The sequence below is a fragment of the Amaricoccus tamworthensis genome, from assembly GCF_049800875.1.
In the GTDB taxonomy this organism is placed as follows: Bacteria; Pseudomonadota; Alphaproteobacteria; order Rhodobacterales; family Rhodobacteraceae; genus Amaricoccus; species Amaricoccus tamworthensis.
Genome location: NZ_JBNAFV010000013.1, coordinates 19934 through 36549 on the forward strand (window position 1 = coordinate 19934; position 16616 = coordinate 36549).

A 16616-nucleotide genomic window follows, 5' to 3' on the forward strand; every position below is an offset into this window, starting at 1 on the left:
TTTGGTAACCAGAAAAAAAGGGGCGGGCCCACGCTTGGGTCCGCCACTGTGACGTTTTTGGTCGGCCGGATTTTTGGGCCGCTGGTTTGGCGGGATCAGCTGTTGCCGACCTGGGCCTGTTTGCCGCCGGGGTTGAGGACGTCGTCGATTGAGGGCGTGCGCAGGTCAAAGTAGTCGAATGTTCCAGCGTAGCCGTTGCCGCCCATGCGTCCCAGCGCATCGAGTTTTTCGTGGTCGGAATAGAAGGTATTTGGGTCGATGATGTCCTCGCGGATATGGGCGCGGACGATTCGGCCCAGGATGATTTCGCGGGCGGAACTGACTGCGATGCCGAGATAGCGTTCGCATTCAAAAGCCACCGGCGCCTCGGAGATGCGCGGGGATGCGACCCGCTCGCCGGGCACGGCGGTGAGCCCGGCCATTTGCAGTTCGTCCACTTCCGATGCGAAATCCACGGCGGTGACCGACATGGCCTCGACATTGGCGCGGTCGACGATGTTGACCGTGAAGCAGTTGGTCATCCGGATGTTGTAGGCGGTGTCCTTGAAGCTGCGGTCGGGTTTGTTTTCGACACCGAGCGCAAGGATGGGCGGATCGGCCGAAAGGCAGTTGAAGAATGAGTAGGGCGCGGCATTGACCACGCCGTCCTCAGAGATCGTGGTCACCCATGCAATCGGGCGGGGCACAATGGTGCCGATCATGACCTTGTAGGCTTCGCGTGCCGAAAGATCGGAAAAATCGAAGGCATGATAGCCCGCCTGACTGGTCATTGGGCCAGCTCCTTGCCGTAATGTGAAAGAATGGATTGGATACTATCTGTCTGGCCGGAAAGCTCGGCGCGTTCAGCAACGGCGCCCAGATGATGCTCCATGATTTCTATTGCCCGCGTGGCATCTCCCGCGCGGATTGCCTCGATGATCTGCGAGTGTTCATCCACAGCGCATTCGGAGGAATGGGTGCGGGCGTAGAGCGACATGATGAGCGAGCAGCGCAGAACGACCTCGGATACGTAGCGGGTCAGGACCGGGTTGCCGGTTAGCCTGGCCAGGAGCATGTGGAATTCACCGGCGAGCCGAATCGAAACCGGTCCATTCTTGCCCCTGACAGTCTCTTCCTGGCGAACATGGGCCTCGAGTGTTTCGTAGCCGCCGGCGGGCATGCGCTGACAAAGCAGGCGAATCACGTCGTTTTCCAGACAGCGACGGACCTCAAACACGTGTTGGGCCTCGTCGCGTGTGGGTTCGGCGACAAATGCACCCCGGTTGCGACGCGTGGCGATCAGGCCCTCATGCTCAAGCCGGACAAAGGCGTGGCGCACGATGGTTCGCGACACACCGAACTGCTCGCCCACGGTGTCCTCGGGCAGGCGCATGCCGGGCTTAAGCCCCTGCTCGATGATCGCCTTTTTCAACAGGTCATGAACCGCGTCGGTCAGTGTGGTTTTGTCTTCACTCATAATGTGTCTGCCCATGAAATTTGCAGAAGCAATATCGCATACAGTTTAAAACGTCAATTGGATACAATATACTTGCAATAGCGTATCCGATATGTAAGGCATAATGCATCGTATCCAATTTGCCCGATCTCACAAAGCAATCCAGTTGGAAGGGGACCAGATCATGAAAATTAAAAACGTAATGCTTGCTTCAGCGGCAATTGCCGCTTTGGCGGGCACCGTTCAGGCGGAGAATGTGCTCAAATGGGGCGCCAACCGGGACATTGGTTCGCTGGACCCGTATTCCTTCGGCGACAGCTTCACCATCAATGTGCTCAACCATGTTTATGAAGGTCTGGTCCGTTACAGCCGCGATCTCAAAATCGAGCCGGCGCTGGCGGAAAGCTGGGAGATCCTTGACGATCAGATCACCTGGCGGTTCAAGTTGCGCGAAGGTGTGACCTTCCACAACGGCAACCCTTTCACCGCCGAGGATGTGGTCGCCTCCCTGACCCGGGTGAGCGACGAGACCTCGCCGCTGAAAGGCAATCTGCCGGCCTATGTCAGTTCCAGTGTGGTGGATGAGTATACCGTCGACATTACGCTGAACGGCACGTACCCGCTGCTGCTCAATGACCTGACCAACATCCATATCTTCGATAAGGAGTGGATGACCGAGAATGATGCCCTGATGCCGACGGATGTGGGTGCAGGGACCGAGGGGTATGCCACCTACAATGCCAATGGCACGGGTCCGTTTATTGTCGAAAGCCGCCAGCCCGACGCCAAAACGGTGTTTGTTGTCAATCCCGACTGGTGGGATGAGCCGCAGCACAACCTGGACAAAATCGAGCTGACGCCGGTGAATTCGGCGGCAACCCGTGTGGCGGCTCTTTTGTCGGGCGAGATCAGCTTTACCAATGATGCTCCGGTTCAGGATCTTCCGCGCCTCACCGCCGCGCCGAATGTTGAGGTGCTTGAAGGCGTCGATTTGCGCACGGTGATGATCGGCTTCCCGTTCCGGGACACCCTGACGAATGGCGAGCCCAATCCTTTTAAGGAAAAGGCCGCGCGTGAGGCGCTTTACAAGGCGATCGACCTTGACCTGATCCAGCAGAAGGTCATGCGCGGCAAATCCCGGACCGCCGGTGCCACGATTGCCCCGCCGATTCCTGGCTATGTCGAGGCTCTGGACACGGTTCCCGGATATGACGCGGAGGCCTCAAAGGCTCTGCTGGCCGAGGCCGGTGTGCCCGAAGGGATGGAGTTTGAGTTCAACTGCCTCAGTGATGGTCTGGTCAACGAGGAGCAGTTCTGTCAGGCGATCGCCTCAATGTGGTCGCGCATCGGTCTTTCGCCGAAGCTCGACGTGGCGCCGCGTGCGGTACAGTCGCCCAAACGGACCAACGGCAAGACGGACGTCTATACCCTGGGCTGGGCGACGCTGCCGCTGCTCGACAGCTATTCGCCTCTGCTCCAGATTTTCCACTCCAAGACCGGCAACGCGGGCGTCTTCAACTGGGGCGGCTGGTCCTATCCGGAGCTTGATGCGCTGATCGATGCGGCGGGGCAGGAGCTGGATCTTGAGGCGCGCCTCGCGCTGCAGACCGAGGCTCTTCAGATGGTTAAGGACGAGACTATCATGATCCCGCTGCACCAGCAGCCGATGGCCTGGGCCGTCACAGAGGAAGTGACTGAAATGCCATTGTTCCCCGATGCCAAGCCGCGGCTCTGGTTCGCCAAAATGGGCGGTGGTTCCTGATAGCACTTCGGATCGCCGAGGGGCGGTCCGGACAGCCGGGGCGTGCCATCGCCCCGGATCTCAAGAGACGTAATTCGGCAGGATGATGTGGCGGTGCGCGCCCATGGTCCGACCTGACACTGGAGACCGGAATGATCGCCTTTCTTCTCAAACGTACCGCCAATGCGGTCTTCGTTATGCTGGCGGTGGCGCTGCTGGCTTTCGTGATCTTCCGGTTCTTTGGCGATCCGGTGGAAATGATGGTGAACGAGCAGGCCAGTCTTCAGGACCGTATCGAGTTGCGAGAGCGACTGGGGCTGAATGACGGTTTTGTCACCCAGTATACGCGGTTTGTCACGAATGCCGTGCAGGGTGATTTCGGGGTCTCCTACCGCAATCAGCAGGATGTCATGGTGCTGATCAAGGAGCGTTTTCCTGCCACGTTTGAACTTGTTCTGGTCGCGACGGTGATCTCATTGGTGGTGGGTATTCCGGCCGGGGTGATTACCGCGGTTTACCGGGACAGCCGGTTGGCCGACATGTTGCAGCTGGGCTCGATTATCGGGGTTTCGCTGCCGAGTTTTGTGGTCGGCATTCTCCTGATTCTCGCGTTTTCCGTGTCGCTTGGATGGCTCCCGGCCTTCGGTCGCGGCGAGACGGTGGATATTGGCTGGTGGTCCACCGGGTTACTGACCCCGTCGGGTCGGGCTGCGCTCGTGTTGCCGGCGGTCTCGCTCTCTACCTTTCAGGTGACGCTGGTGATGCGGCTGGTCCGGGCTGAGATGCTTGAGACCCTGCGCGCCGATTACATCAAATTCGCCCGCGCCCGTGGCGTGCCCACCAGACGTGTGCAGTGGCGTCATGCGCTGCGCAACTGTCTGATGCCGGTGATCACCCTGACGGGCATGCAGATCGGCAATCTGATCGCCTTTGCCCTGGTGACCGAGACGGTGTTTCAGTGGCCGGGGATGGGGATGCTGTTCATCCAGGCGGTGACCTTTGTCGATCTGCCGGTAATGGCTGCGTATCTGCTGATCGTTTCGTTTATCTTTGTCGCCCTCAATACCCTCGTTGATATCACCTACGCCTGGGTCGATCCGCGCCTGCGCGACGACAGCGCCCGTGGCAATGGCTGAACCGGAGACCCCCATGGAAAAGACCGTTTCCCTGCCCCCGCAGCCCGATGTCGTGCGCCCGACCTGGTTCGACCGTATGCGCGACAGTGACCTGTGGTATTCGTTCCGCTCGCATCCGTCGGCGATCTTCTCCGCGGTGCTGCTGTTGCTGGTGGCCCTTACAGCGGCGCTTGCGCCACTGATCACACCGCAGAATCCTTATGACCTGGCTGCGCTGGAACTTTGGAATTCAGAGATTCCGCCTGTCTGGGAGGAGGGCGGTCAGTGGCCCTATCTGCTGGGTACGGACACGCAGGGGCGCGACATTCTGTCGGCGGTGCTCTACGGGTCGCGTATTTCGCTGATCATTGGTTTTGCGTCGGTGTTGCTGGCGCTGGCGGTGGGTCTCTCGCTGGGCCTGGTCGCCGGGTATTTCGGAGGCTGGATCGACAATGTGATCATGCGGTTGGGCGATGTTCTGTTGTCTATGCCGTTCATCCTGATCGCGATCCTGATTACCGCCATTGCCACCGCGTCGCTGCCCACGGGTCTCAAGGATGTTCTGGCGGCGCCGATCCTGATTTTCGCCATCGCCGTGCCGTCCTGGGTGCAGTACGCGCGCACCGTGCGGGCGTCGGCCATGGTTGAGGCCAAAAAGGAATATGTTCAGGCCGCGAGGCTGATCCGGGTGAAGTCCTGGCGGGTGATGCTGCACCATATTCTGCCCAACTGCCTGACTCCGATCCTGGTGGCGGCGACGCTGAATTTCGGTCTCGCCATTCTGTCGGAAGCGACGCTGTCGTTTCTCGGTGTCGGGATGCCGCCGGATCAACCCTCGCTTGGCACGCTTATCCGAATTGGCAACCAGTACCTGTTTTCCGGTCTGTGGTGGATCGTTGTTTTCCCGTCGATCCAACTCTGCCTTATCGTGCTCTCGGTCAACATGATCGGCGACTGGCTGCGCGATGCGCTCAACCCCAAACTTCGGTAACTCCACATGACGTCCAAAACACTCAAAAACGTTCGCCCCATGGGCGGTCCGGCAACCGATCTGCACATCACCGATGGCGTCTTTGTCACCAGCGCTGCCCCCGGCGCGGAGGTGATCGATGGTGGCGGCCGGATCGTGATCCCGGGGCTTGTGGAGGCGCACACGCATCTCGACAAATCCCTGCTCGGCCTGCCCTGGTATCGCAATGAGGTGGGGCCGCGGCTGATCGACAAGATCAATAACGAGCGCGAGGTGAAGGTTTCACTGGGCCTCGATCCAAGGGTGCAGAGTGAGCGACATGCCATTCTCGCCATGTCCCATGGCTGTACCCATATTCGCAGTCATGTCGATGTCGACACCCATCACGGGCTGGCGGGGATTGAAGGGGTGATGGCCACACGTGAGAAACTCGCGGGCATGGTCGACATCCAGATCGTGGCCTTTCCGCAGTCGGGCATGATGACACGTCCAGGCACCGCCGAACTGATGGACGAGGCGTTGGCTCTGGGTGCTGATCTGGTTGGTGGAATTGATCCATGCGGAATGGAGCATGACCCGAAGGGTCATCTGGATACGGTATTTGCGCTGGCGGAGAAGCATGGCAAGCCGGTGGACATTCATCTGCATGAGCGCGATGCGCTTGGCTGGTTCTCGATGGAAGAGATTATCGACCGCACCGTGGCGCATGGCATGCAGGGCCATGTTTCGATCAGCCATGCGTTCTGCCTTGGCGCGGTGGACCGTGCCTATGTGACCGGGTTGCACAAGCGGCTCGCCGAGAACCGCATTCACATCCTGACCACCGCGCCAGCCTCTGCCCCGGTGCCGCTGGTCAAGGAGTTGAAGGCGGCGGGCATCCTCACCGGCGCGGGCTGCGACGGTATCCGCGACACCTGGGGCCCCTACGGCAATTCCGACATGCTGGAAAAGGCCATGCATATCGGGATGCGGAACAACCTGCGCCGCGACGATGAGGTGGAACTGGCGCTGGAGATCTGCACCGCGGGCGGTGCCGCGATCATGGAGGTGGACGGATACGGGCTGGAGCCGGGGTGCCGTGCTGACTGCGTGCTGGTTGAGGGCGAAACCCTTGCCGAGGCGGTGGTTACCCATGCGCCGCGCAAGCTGGTCCTGAAAGGCGGTCAGGTGACGGCGCGGGATGGCGCCTGCGTGATTGAGGCGCCGTGATGACCGGGCGAACGCTGCTCACGGCGCAATGGGTGATCGGTCATCGCGAGGGTCGGCACGCAGTTCATGAGAACGGTGTCGTTGTGATTGAGGGCAGCGAGGTGCTGTTTGTTGGAGCCGCGTTTGAAGGTGAGGTGGCGCGGCGGATTGACTACGGCGCAGCGGTGATTTCACCGGGTTTCATTGATCTCGATGCGCTGTCGGATCTCGATACCACGATCCTTGGCTATGACAACGGTCCGGCCTGGAAGAAGGGTCGGGTCTGGCCGGAGAGTTACATCGCCCGTGGTCCCTACGAGATGTACGACGCGGCGGAACTGGCCTTTCAGAAGCGTCATGCCTTTTCCCAGCTGATCCGCAACGGGATTACCACCGCGCTGCCCATTGCGTCGCTGTTCTATCGCGAATGGGGCGAGACGGTGGCGGAATTTGAGGCTGCTGCTTTGGCAGCCGATGATCTAGGGCTGCGGGTGTATCTGGGTCCCGCCTATCGTACGGGCGGACAGGTCACCGATGAGGTGGGCAACATCCGTGCGGTGTTTGACGAGGCGCGGGGGTTGGCGGGTTTGAACGAGGCCGCAGAATTTGCGCGGGCCGTCGACGGGACCGCCGGCGGGCGTATCCGCGCGATGTTCGCGCCGGACCGTATCGAGACCTGTACCGGAACACTGCTGCAACGCACGGCGGATCTGGCCGCCGAAATGGGAGCGCCGGTGCGGCAGCACTGCAGTCAGTCGCCGGTTGAGGTGCGCCTGGTGCATGAACTGCATGGCTGCGCGCCGATTGAATGGCTGGACCGGATTGGTGCCTTGCGCGGCAACTGGCTGCTGCCGCACGGTACCCAGGCGACTGAGGCGGAGTTTGATCTGATCGCGGGTGCCGGAGCTACACTGGTACACTGCCCGCTTGTGGCCGCCAGGCATGGCGGGATGCTGAAGAGTTTTCCGAAAGTCCGCGCCCGTGGCATCAACATTGGGCTGGGTACGGATACCCATCCGGCGGACATGATCCTGAACATGCAGATCGGTATGATGACCGCGCGGCTTTGCGACGGAATGGATGCGATCCGGGCGGAAGACATGTTGGACGCGGCCACGCTTGGCGGGGCTGAGGCGCTGAACCGGGCTGACCTCGGGAGGCTCGCGCCTGGGGCGAAGGCCGATATTGCGGTGATTGACTTCAGCCGGACCCTGCAGACACCCGACCCGGTGCAGACGCTGATGACGGGGACATCCGGCCGCGATGTGCGCGATGTCTGGATCGACGGGCGGCAGGTGATGGCGGATGGCCTGATCCCTGGCGTTGACGCGGAGGCGGATGCGGCCCGCGCGCAGGTGCAGTTCGATGGACTGATCGCAAAATACCCTGACCGTACGGCGGGACATCCGCCGGTCCGGGAGATATTCACCCCCAGTTATGAGAGGGCCACGCCATGAGCGATGTCGTTCTGGACGTGCAAAATCTGCGCGTCGAATTTCCCACCCGCAAGGGCGTGCTGACCGCCGTGGACGATATTTCGCTGCAGATCCGCCGCGGAGAGATCCTTGGAATGGTTGGCGAATCCGGTGCCGGGAAATCCATGACCGGGATGTCGATTCTGGGACTGCTGGAGCCGCCGGGGCGGATTGCCGCTGGCACCATTCATCTGTCGGGGGATCGGATCGACAATCTCGATGACCGGGGGATGCAGGCGGTTCGCGGTCGTCGTATCGGGGCGATTTTCCAGGACCCGCTGACCTCGCTGAACCCGCTGTTTCGGGTTGGTGACCAGCTTGTGGAGACCATACGGCTGCATACGGATCTTGACCGAACAGGGGCGCGTGAGCGGGCCAAGGATCTGATGCGTGAGGTCGGAATACCGGCGGTGGAGGAGCGTATCGACAGTTACCCGCACCAGTTTTCCGGAGGGATGCGGCAGCGGATCGTGATTGCGCTGGCGTTGTGTGCCGAACCCGAACTCATTGTGGCGGATGAGCCGACCACGGCGCTTGATGTGTCGATTCAGGCGCAGATCACCGCACTTCTCAAACGTCTGTGCCGCGAACGCGGGACTGCCGTAATGCTGGTGACCCATGACATGGGTGTAATCGCTGAAACCGCCGACCGGGTGGCTGTGATGTATGCCGGGCGGTTGGCGGAGATTGGCAGTGTCGATGATCTCGTCCGCAGGCCGCGCCATCCGTACACCACGGGGCTGATGGGCTCGATCCCGTCACTGCGCCGCGAGGTGGAGGAGTTGCAGATGATCCCGGGCAGCATGCCGCGCCTCAATGCGATACCCAAAGGCTGTGCCTTTAATCCGCGCTGTTCCCATGCCGGGGTGCGCTGTCGTCAGGAAGTGCCACGGATCCCGGATACGGCGACCACCGGGGCCGCCTGCTGGCTGGCGCAGACCGGCACCACCGTTACTCAGGGAGAACCCGTATGACCCTTCGTCAGAATGCCATTTTAGAGGTCGATGCTCTGGAGCGCCGGTTCGATGTTTCCGCACCGTGGCTGAACCGGCTGATTGAACGCAAGCCCCGCCGAACGCTTCGCGCCGTAGACGGAGTGGATTTCGTTATCAAGCGCGGTCAGACCCTGGCCCTGGTCGGGGAAAGCGGCTGCGGCAAAAGCACCATAGCCAAGCTCGTGACCGGGCTTCATGCGCCGTCGGGGGGCAAGATCAGCTTTCACGGCGATCGTGACCGGCTGCAGATGATCTTTCAGGACCCGTTTGCCAGCCTGAACCCGCGCTGGCGCGTGGCCCGGATCATCGCGGAACCGTTGCGGACCCTGCGGCCTGAGACGCCGGCTGCGGAGGTTTCGGCACGGGTGGATGAACTGCTGCGCACCGTTGGTCTGGCACCGGCGGACGGCCTGAAGTTCCCGCATGAGTTTTCCGGTGGACAGCGGCAACGTATTTCCATTGCGCGGGCGTTGGCCGGCGAGCCGGAGTTTCTGGTTTGCGATGAGCCAACCTCGGCACTTGATGTGTCGGTTCAGGCGCAGGTGCTTAACCTTATGAAACGGCTGCAAAAAGAGATGGATCTTACGTACCTCTTTATCAGCCATGACCTCAGTGTGGTGCGCCATATGGCTGATGTAATCGCGGTGATGTATCTCGGCCGCATTGTTGAAATTCAGCCGACTGCTGATTTGTTCGACAATCCACTGCACCCCTACACGCGGCTGCTGCTTGATACGATCCCGGATCTGGAGGCGCCGTGCCGCGACCGCAGCCCGATGGTCGGTGAGGTGCCGTCGCCTGTGTCGCCGCCGCCTGGCTGCAGTTTTCATCCACGCTGTCCCCTGGCCTTTGACCGGTGCAGGTCTGAAAGGCCGCAGCGCCGCGCCAGTGTACACAACCGCCGCGTTGCATGTTTCGCCGCAGAGGAAGGTTCGTCCGATGTACAATGAAGCCTTTATGCGCCGTGCCATCGAAATATCGGCACAGGCGCTTGAGATCCCCGGCACCGAGCCGTTTGGTGCGGTCATCGTCAAGGACGGCCGGATCGTGGGGGAAGGTATCAACCGGTCAGTCGTAAACCATGACCCGACCTCGCATGGCGAGACCGAAGCGATCCGCGATGCCTGCCGCAATCTCGAAACGGTCGATCTGCGCGGTTGTGAGCTCTATTCCAGCTGCGAGCCCTGTGCGCTGTGCGTGGCGGCGATGAACATCGCGGGGATTGCCGCGCTCTATTACGCGGCCGACATGGGGCAGGCCGGTGAAGCGATCGCGGATCTGCCTGAGGCCGCACGTTTCCCGGTGGATGTTGACCGGCTTACCCATGAGTGCGGGCGGCAGGTTACGGAGCGCATTATGCCGTCGGAGCAGCATTTGCATGTGGAGGCGACAAAGATCCTGCAGGACTGGGCCGCGCTTGCACGGTCGCGGGTCTGACCACGAAACCGTTCTGTTGCTTTATAGTCCGATGCCTTTTGCAAAATCTTCAGGAGTGACGGAGCCCGGGCGCGCGTTGTCGCGGGCGAGTTCGGATGCAAGGCGGGCGGCGTAGGTGTTTGCGGGGGCGGGTACGCCGTGCAGGCGGGCGAGCAGGGCGATCTCTCCGTTCAGAAAGTCTGTCTCTATGCGGCCCGCGCCCCTTGCGAGGCTCTGGCTCGAGGAACTGCCGATACGGGTGACGCCGTCGATTTCCACGATATTGAGCAGGGTGCCGCGACGGGGGTCCTTGCTGTCGACCTCGGTGTAGCGGATGCCTGCGGCGTCGAGGACGGCGCGGCCTTCCGCCCTCAGGGCCTTTGTGATTTCAGCGGTATCGGTGCCACGTCCCAGAGCGGCCTCGACAATGTTGCCGAGATTGAGAAGAAGCTTACCGTATTTGCTGGGCATTACATCATCAGTGGGAAAGCCCGCGATGTTTGCGCGGTCGAGCGCCTCTGCAATGGCGTGGTCGGCGGCGTCGCATCCGCCGGGGAAACGCCCGATGTCGAAGACACCGGTTTTGGGTGTCCCGAAGGCAATGGTTTCGCCGGGTTCGCGGTATTCGGCGGGCAGCATGACGTTGATGCCGTGAACGTTGGGAAAGAGGCGCAGTGCCATGGTCTCGTTCGCGACACCGTTCTGGGCGCAGAATATGGGCTGGTCGGTAACGCCTGCGGCGCGCAGGTCCTCGAGTGCCGCGGTGGTGTCCTGGCTTTTGACCGTGAGCAGGATCATGTCGTCGTCACGGAAGTCAATGTCGCGGGGATGGGACACGCCGTTGAACCGGGCCTGGGTCATGCCGTCGGGTGTGCGCAGGGTCAGGCCGGAATTGCGGATTGCCTCAAGCCGGGGACCACGGGCGATGCCAATGACCTCGGTTCCGGAAGCGGCAAGCGCGGTGGCCAGTACGCCGCCAATGGCGCCAACGCCGTGAATGATGATCCGCATGGGAACGGTCCTTACAGTGCGGCGCGATAGAGCCGGAGGGCGTCCCCGGTGCTCATGTCGCGCGGGTTAAAATCCATCAGACGGCGTATGCCATGGGCCTCTTCCGCCCAGGCTGCCATGGCGTCGGGGTCGGCCCCGTGGTCGGTGAGGGACATGGTCAGGCCGAGGTCTTCACACCATTGGGTCAAGGCTTGCGCGATTTCAGCCTCGTCAGTCGCGGGCGGCAGGCCAAGTGCGGCAAGGATCTCCGCGGTTTTGTTGGGGCGGGCCGAGGCGTTAAAGGCGAGCACATGGGGGAAGAGCAGCGCGACCGCGAGACCGTGGCCGAGCCCGAGGCGGGTTCCGGGGGGATAGCCCAAAGCATGGCCGGCGGCGGTGTTGACCGGGCCGAGGCAGAGGCCGCCATAGAAGGAAGCGAGCAGCATTCCGGCGCGGGCGTCCGCGTCCGTTCCATCAGCGGTGGCCCGGGCAAGATATTTACCGGTGAGTGAAATGCCCATGCGGGCGTAGCCGTCGACCAGGGGATGGGCGCGTTTGCTGGTGAAGGCCTCGACACAGTGGGCCAGTGCGTCCACGCCGGTAGCGGCGGTGAGGGGGCCGGGCACGGACATGGTGAGGTCGGGGTCGAGTACCGCGAGATCCGCCAGCAGGTGCGGGCTTTCCACGGCAATTTTCATGCCGGTGTCCGATGAGGTCACAAGGCCACGGATGCCGCCCTCGGAGCCGGTGCCCGCGGTGGTGGCGACTTGGGCCAGGGCGCTGCATTTTTTGCGGACGCGGTTGGGTCCGGCAACATCCTCCAGGGTCTGGTCGCTGTCCCAAAGTCCACAGGTCAGTTTGGCCACGTCCATGACCGAGCCGCCGCCGAGACCCACGATCAGCGCGGGGCGAATGCGCCGGGCGGCCTCAACAGCTTTTGCGAGGTCGGTGTCCTTTGGTTCGGCGGGAATGCCGGAGATGATTTCGACCGTGCCGGTGATTTTCAGCCGGTCGACCATGGCGGCGGTTGAGTTTGAGGTGATGACCAGAACAGGGGAGAGGTCTTCGGCCCAGTCACCGACCGTGGCGGCGGTGCCGGAACCCACTTCAATGCGTTTGGGAAAGTGCAGGGTGATCGGACGGGATAGGTCGATTTCGCTCACGGTGCCAGTTCCCGCATCTTCGCTTCGACATCGGCGCGTTCGGCTTCCGTGAGTTCCACCAGTGGCGGCATCACGTTCAGCCAGCCGGTGTCGGCGCGGGTTTGTGCGAGCATGGTCTTGATGGTGGGAAGTTGGACATAGCGGTTGGACAGTTCCCGCCAGGCGTTGATGCGATCCTGAGCGGCGTTGACCGCTCCGTTTTTTTCGGGGTCCGACCAGTGGTCCCAGATCACGCGCAGGGCATCGGAGCGCAGGTTGGATGTCGCGGTGATACAGCCTGCGCCTCCGGCACGGAGTAGCGGCAGAAGCAGAGGGTCCGCTCCGGCCAGAACGCCGAGATTGGGGAAACGTTCGGTCAGCGCGCACATGTTGTCGAGGTCGCCGGCGCTGTCCTTGATGCCGACAACGATGCCGGGAAATTCGGCCATAAGGCGTTCGATCAGCTCCGCGCCAATATGGATCTGGCTGACCTGCGGGATGTGGTAAAGGACGACGCGCAGGCCGGGTTCGGCCACGCCCTCAATCACACGTGCATAGAAACGGAAAAGTCCCTCGTCGCTGACGCCCTTGTAGTAGAAGGGCGGGAGAAGGACGACGCCTTTGGCGCCCGCGCGGGCTGCGTGGCGGGTCAGCTCCACGGTGTCGGCTACGCTGCAGGCGGAGGTGCCGGGAAGGAGGGTGTTGGCGGGAATGCCGCCCTCAATGGCGGCTTCGAGCAGGGATTTGCGCTGATCCAAACCGAAGCTGTTGGCCTCACCCGTGGTGCCGAGCAGGGCGATGCCTTGGCAGCCTTCCTCCAGCAGTTTGCGGCAGTGGTCGGTGAAGAGCGCGAGGTTGGGCGCGCCGTCCGATGTAACCGGTGTCGCGGCGGCGCAGTGTACGCCCTCAATTACGTGCGTCATTGGACGTCTCCAGCCAGTCGGGTGTCAGGGCCACGTGTTTGATCGCGCGGCGGTGCAGTGTGTAGGCAAGGTCGAGTGTTCCATCCGGGCGTTGGCTCAGGGATGGATATGACATCTCGTGGTTTCGGCCGTCGAGGGAATTATTCGAAAGGCAGTCGCCCGGGCCGTCCTCAACGGTGATCCGATGGGGGAAGGTGCTGCCGTCATCCTGGCTTAGCGCGATGGACATGGGTGCGCGCGGTACGCCCCAGATCGGCTCGCAACCGCCCGAGGCATTGGGGCGGTCGTCGGATCCGCCCAGTTCATCATACAGGGAGGCGCGGCGGGCCTCTGGATGTGCAGCGGCATTGGTGGGGTTGCAGGCAATGGCGATGCGGCCATCGGCCAGGCGGATGGCGGAGATTGATGAATTGTTGTTTGGCAGGTCAGTGGGCGCAGGCTCAGTCCAGGTTTCGCCATCGTCCTCTGACGTTGCGCGGTGGACAAAATCGGCCTGTCTGCGCCGGAAGTATGCCGTCCAGCGTTGGCCGCCGAGGGGGACGAGGGTCATGTGAACGCAGCCCATGGAACCGGGGACCTCGACCATGCGCCAGGTTTCGCCGCTGTCCTCGCTTATTGCGAGGGCGGCGGTGTCGTGACTGCCTGTCCAGCGCTGGCCCTCGCGGGGAATGCAACGGAACAGGGGCAGGACCCAGGCGCCGTCGCCGCGTACGTGCATCGGTCCGCGAATGAAGGTGCCGGACGGCAGGTCGATGGTGCGGGTGTCCCGGTCTTCCTCGCGCATGCGCAGGATGCAGGCATCCTGGTTGCCGCCGGGCTGGGCCGTGTGCAGGACCAGACGTCGCCCGTCGGGGGCATCGAACTGGATCGGGTTCTGTTCAGAGCGGTCGGGATCGTTGGAGAGGCGCTGCGCCGGTCCCCAGCCCTCGGGCGTAAGCCGGGAGCGCCAAATGGAGATGTCGGAGCGGCCCTCAAGCGAGCCTCCGAACCACAGGCAATGGAGCCCGTCGCCCGCCTGGGCGAGAAAGCCCGCGTGGTTTTGGACCATGGGTGATGGCAGCAGTGCTTCGGTCCGTCCGGGTGCGACGGATCTGGGGATGCCATCCATCGCGGCGGCGATTTCGTCCGGTGTAGCGGGGGACATGAAAGGTCCTGTTTGTAGATTTCGTGGTGGGACAGTTGCCGTGCGGGTGGAGGTTGTCAAGTTATGGAGTGAGGTTCGCGGGTTGTGGCACTGGCGAGACGGAAATTAAAGTAATGTTTAAATTAATAAAAATTATATTTGCCATTGTTTCGTTTCCGGGGTCGTCATGGAGATTGACAAATATGGCCGAGGCTGTTCCGATATTGCATGTGGCTTCGGTGATCGCCTGGGGCCGAGATTTTCCACCTTGATGTTTCGAGGGTGGCGTGGTCCGGATGACGCATGACGAGCGACAGAACCCCCTTTATCGGCCTTGCGCTGATGCTGCTTGCGGCCGCGTTGGGTGCGGTGGATGCCGCCATTGTGCGCCATATCTCGCCCGGGGTGCATCCGTTCGTGATCGGGTTCACGCGCGCGCTGTTCGGCCTTTTGGTGTTTCTGCCCTACATCCTCAGCCGTCCCGCCATGCTGCAGTCGGTGTACCGCGGGCGGCATGCGGTGCGGGCTGCTTTGAAGCTCGCCTCCCTGATCGCGTATTTCTTCGCTTTTGCGTCGGCACCTCTGGCGGATGTGATGGCAATTGCGTTTGCCGCGCCGATTTTCGTGACCGTGGGGTCGTGGGTGTTCCTGTCGGAATCGCCGAAGGCATTGCGGGTCGCCGGGGTGGTTGGCGGGTTCATCGGGGTTTTGATCGTGCTCAGGCCAGGTCAGGGAGGCGAGGTGACGGCCGGGCTGCTTTTTGCGCTGTTGGGTGCGTTGCTGACCGCGGTTATCCAGCTGATCTTGAAGCCCATGTCCGCGCGCGACAGCACGGAGACACTGGTGGCTTGGAACCTGATCCTGACCGTGCCGATTGCGGCCGTGCCCGCGGCTTTGGTCTGGCAGATGCCGACGGCGTCGGAGTGGGGGTTTTTGGCGCTTCAGGGTGCGTTGGGGGCGCTCGCCATGGGTGCGGTGACGCGGGCTTTCGCGATGGCCGATGCGTCGCTGATCGCGCCGATAGACTTCATGCGCCTGCCTTTCGCGGCGGTGCTGGGCTATCTCCTGTTCGCGCAGGCTGTGCCTCTGACGACGTGGATCGGGGGCGCTGTGATCTTTGCTGCAACGCTGCTGACGGCGCGAAGTGCGCGGCGGAAAAAGATGTCCGAGGTTTAGGGCGGGACGGCGTCCAGCGTGGCAATGATGGTTTCGCTCGCCTGTTCGTGGAGCGGGCCGGCACTGTTGGGACTGCTGTTGAGATACAGTGTGGAGCGGCAGCGTTCGGGCAGGTCAATCGTGCGGAAGACCGTGTTTGCCATGGCGATGGCTTCGGCGGAACGCGGAACCAGACCGGTTCCAAGGCCACTGTTGACCAGTGCGACCACAGTGTGGGTCTGGCTGACTTCCTGAACGATGGTCGGGGAGATCCCGACGGATGCGAAGGCGGTTTTGTGGATGCTGCGCAGAAAACCGCCGCGTTCATCGGAGTAACCAATCATTGGCATTCCGTCCAGGTCGGACAGAGCAACGGTTTCGGCTGTCGCCAGCGGGTGGTCACGGGGCAGGGCAAGGACGAAGGGCTCGTTGACCACCCGGAGGCTTTCGATCCCGCCCTGGTTCGTTCTGGCGCGGGTCAGACCGAGGTCGAGTTGGCCGGACTGAAGCGCCTCGATGATCTCGTAACTCATCATTTCGGTCACGGTGAAGGTGACGCCTGGCAGGTTCTGCTTCAGGGCGACGACGATACGCGGGATAAAGTCGAGCGCCGCGGAGGGAACAAATCCGATGGCGAGCGCGCCGATTTCGCCGCGTTCGGCCTGTCTGGCGGCGAGGACGGCGGCCTCCGCCCGTTGCAGGATGTCGGAGGCGGTGACCAGGAAAGATTCGCCCGCTGGGGTCAGCCTGACGCCGCCCTGGTTCCGGTCGAACAGGGTCACGCCGACGCCATGTTCCAGCAGCTTGATCTGCCGCGAGAGCGGTGGCTGGGTCATGTTCATGCGTACTGCGGCGCGGCGAAAGTTTCGCTCCTGCGCTACGGCGACAAAGCACCTAAGTTGAAAGAGTTCGAAGGCACCCTGGGCCATGGCGGGTCTCCTGTCATGC

The 16616-nt window shown here is 62.2% G+C and carries 16 protein-coding genes; 9 read left to right on the top strand and 7 right to left on the bottom strand.

The window, feature by feature from the left end; genetic code table 11:
• Window positions 1-95: 95 nt before the first annotated feature.
• Entirely contained in the window at window positions 96-770 is a 675-nt protein-coding gene (locus ACP15P_RS17100; protein ID WP_424929673.1) for a flavin reductase family protein, read from the bottom strand.
• On the bottom strand, window positions 767-1456 hold the full coding sequence (locus tag ACP15P_RS17105) for a GntR family transcriptional regulator (protein ID WP_424929674.1): 690 nt from the start codon (window positions 1454-1456) through the stop codon (window positions 767-769). The genes ACP15P_RS17100 and ACP15P_RS17105 overlap by 4 nt, the downstream gene beginning before the upstream one ends.
• 163 nt (window positions 1457-1619) lie before the next feature.
• On the opposite strand from ACP15P_RS17105, the gene ACP15P_RS17110 reads away from it, so the two are divergent.
• From ACP15P_RS17110 to ACP15P_RS17145, 8 genes are all read left to right on the top strand, one after another.
• Window positions 1620-3197: an ABC transporter substrate-binding protein gene (locus ACP15P_RS17110; RefSeq protein ID WP_424929675.1), complete on the top strand. Its 1578-nt coding sequence runs from the start codon at window positions 1620-1622 to the stop codon at window positions 3195-3197.
• A gap of 131 nt (window positions 3198-3328) precedes the next feature.
• A complete protein-coding gene (locus ACP15P_RS17115; protein ID WP_424929676.1) occupies window positions 3329-4312 on the top strand; it encodes an ABC transporter permease in 984 nt (327 codons plus the stop codon).
• 13 nt (window positions 4313-4325) lie between these two features.
• Entirely contained in the window at window positions 4326-5282 is a 957-nt protein-coding gene (locus ACP15P_RS17120; protein WP_424929677.1) for an ABC transporter permease, read from the top strand.
• Between the two features lie 6 nt (window positions 5283-5288).
• Window positions 5289-6470, top strand: coding sequence for an amidohydrolase family protein (locus tag ACP15P_RS17125; protein WP_424929678.1), 1182 nt, complete (start codon window positions 5289-5291; stop codon window positions 6468-6470).
• A complete protein-coding gene (locus ACP15P_RS17130) occupies window positions 6470-7906 on the top strand; it encodes a chlorohydrolase family protein (RefSeq protein ID WP_424929679.1) in 1437 nt (478 codons plus the stop codon). The genes ACP15P_RS17125 and ACP15P_RS17130 overlap by 1 nt, the downstream gene beginning before the upstream one ends.
• A complete protein-coding gene (locus ACP15P_RS17135; RefSeq protein ID WP_424929680.1) occupies window positions 7903-8898 on the top strand; it encodes an ABC transporter ATP-binding protein in 996 nt (331 codons plus the stop codon). Before ACP15P_RS17130 ends, ACP15P_RS17135 begins: the two co-directional genes overlap by 4 nt.
• The gene (locus ACP15P_RS17140) at window positions 8895-9869 is read left to right on the top strand and encodes an ABC transporter ATP-binding protein (RefSeq protein ID WP_424929681.1); all 975 of its coding nucleotides are present in this window, start codon (window positions 8895-8897) and stop codon (window positions 9867-9869) included. Before ACP15P_RS17135 ends, ACP15P_RS17140 begins: the two co-directional genes overlap by 4 nt.
• On the top strand, window positions 9859-10356 hold the full coding sequence (locus ACP15P_RS17145) for a nucleoside deaminase (protein WP_424929682.1): 498 nt from the start codon (window positions 9859-9861) through the stop codon (window positions 10354-10356). The genes ACP15P_RS17140 and ACP15P_RS17145 overlap by 11 nt, the downstream gene beginning before the upstream one ends.
• Window positions 10357-10377: 21 nt before the next feature.
• Here the strand turns inward: ACP15P_RS17145 and ACP15P_RS17150 are convergent, their stop codons facing one another.
• From ACP15P_RS17150 to ACP15P_RS17165, 4 genes are read right to left on the bottom strand one after another with little or no spacing between them, the layout of a single operon-like run.
• Window positions 10378-11346 (bottom strand): ketopantoate reductase family protein, encoded by a 969-nt coding sequence (locus ACP15P_RS17150; protein ID WP_424929683.1) that lies wholly within the window; start codon window positions 11344-11346, stop codon window positions 10378-10380.
• A gap of 11 nt (window positions 11347-11357) precedes the next feature.
• Entirely contained in the window at window positions 11358-12488 is a 1131-nt protein-coding gene (locus tag ACP15P_RS17155) for an iron-containing alcohol dehydrogenase (RefSeq protein ID WP_424929684.1), read from the bottom strand.
• Window positions 12485-13390, bottom strand: coding sequence for a dihydrodipicolinate synthase family protein (locus ACP15P_RS17160; RefSeq protein WP_424929685.1), 906 nt, complete (start codon window positions 13388-13390; stop codon window positions 12485-12487). Before ACP15P_RS17160 ends, ACP15P_RS17155 begins: the two co-directional genes overlap by 4 nt.
• Window positions 13374-14534: a sialidase family protein gene (locus ACP15P_RS17165; protein WP_424929686.1), complete on the bottom strand. Its 1161-nt coding sequence runs from the start codon at window positions 14532-14534 to the stop codon at window positions 13374-13376. The genes ACP15P_RS17160 and ACP15P_RS17165 overlap by 17 nt, the downstream gene beginning before the upstream one ends.
• A 282-nt stretch (window positions 14535-14816) precedes the next feature.
• Between ACP15P_RS17165 and ACP15P_RS17170 the strand changes: the two genes are divergently transcribed.
• Entirely contained in the window at window positions 14817-15689 is an 873-nt protein-coding gene (locus ACP15P_RS17170) for a DMT family transporter (RefSeq protein WP_424929687.1), read from the top strand.
• Here ACP15P_RS17170 and ACP15P_RS17175 read toward each other — a convergent pair.
• The gene (locus tag ACP15P_RS17175) at window positions 15686-16597 is read right to left on the bottom strand and encodes a LysR family transcriptional regulator (protein WP_424929688.1); all 912 of its coding nucleotides are present in this window, start codon (window positions 16595-16597) and stop codon (window positions 15686-15688) included. The genes ACP15P_RS17170 and ACP15P_RS17175 overlap by 4 nt on opposite strands.
• Window positions 16598-16616: the final 19 nt, after the last annotated feature.

Bases quoted from the DNA above. Each gene is read 5' to 3' on its own strand.
- ACP15P_RS17100 (WP_424929673.1), bottom strand. From the start codon at position 770: ATGACCAGTCAGGCGGGCTATCATGCCTTCGATTTTTCCGATCTTTCG.
- ACP15P_RS17105 (WP_424929674.1), bottom strand. From the start codon at position 1,456: ATGAGTGAAGACAAAACCACACTGACCGACGCGGTTCATGACCTGTTG.
- ACP15P_RS17110 (WP_424929675.1), top strand. From the start codon at position 1,620: ATGAAAATTAAAAACGTAATGCTTGCTTCAGCGGCAATTGCCGCTTTG.
- ACP15P_RS17115 (WP_424929676.1), top strand. From the start codon at position 3,329: ATGATCGCCTTTCTTCTCAAACGTACCGCCAATGCGGTCTTCGTTATG.
- ACP15P_RS17120 (WP_424929677.1), top strand. From the start codon at position 4,326: ATGGAAAAGACCGTTTCCCTGCCCCCGCAGCCCGATGTCGTGCGCCCG.
- ACP15P_RS17125 (WP_424929678.1), top strand. From the start codon at position 5,289: ATGACGTCCAAAACACTCAAAAACGTTCGCCCCATGGGCGGTCCGGCA.
- ACP15P_RS17130 (WP_424929679.1), top strand. From the start codon at position 6,470: ATGACCGGGCGAACGCTGCTCACGGCGCAATGGGTGATCGGTCATCGC.
- ACP15P_RS17135 (WP_424929680.1), top strand. From the start codon at position 7,903: ATGAGCGATGTCGTTCTGGACGTGCAAAATCTGCGCGTCGAATTTCCC.
- ACP15P_RS17140 (WP_424929681.1), top strand. From the start codon at position 8,895: ATGACCCTTCGTCAGAATGCCATTTTAGAGGTCGATGCTCTGGAGCGC.
- ACP15P_RS17145 (WP_424929682.1), top strand. From the start codon at position 9,859: ATGTACAATGAAGCCTTTATGCGCCGTGCCATCGAAATATCGGCACAG.
- ACP15P_RS17150 (WP_424929683.1), bottom strand. From the start codon at position 11,346: ATGCGGATCATCATTCACGGCGTTGGCGCCATTGGCGGCGTACTGGCC.
- ACP15P_RS17160 (WP_424929685.1), bottom strand. From the start codon at position 13,390: ATGACGCACGTAATTGAGGGCGTACACTGCGCCGCCGCGACACCGGTT.
- ACP15P_RS17165 (WP_424929686.1), bottom strand. From the start codon at position 14,534: ATGTCCCCCGCTACACCGGACGAAATCGCCGCCGCGATGGATGGCATC.
- ACP15P_RS17170 (WP_424929687.1), top strand. From the start codon at position 14,817: ATGACGAGCGACAGAACCCCCTTTATCGGCCTTGCGCTGATGCTGCTT.
- ACP15P_RS17175 (WP_424929688.1), bottom strand. From the start codon at position 16,597: ATGGCCCAGGGTGCCTTCGAACTCTTTCAACTTAGGTGCTTTGTCGCC.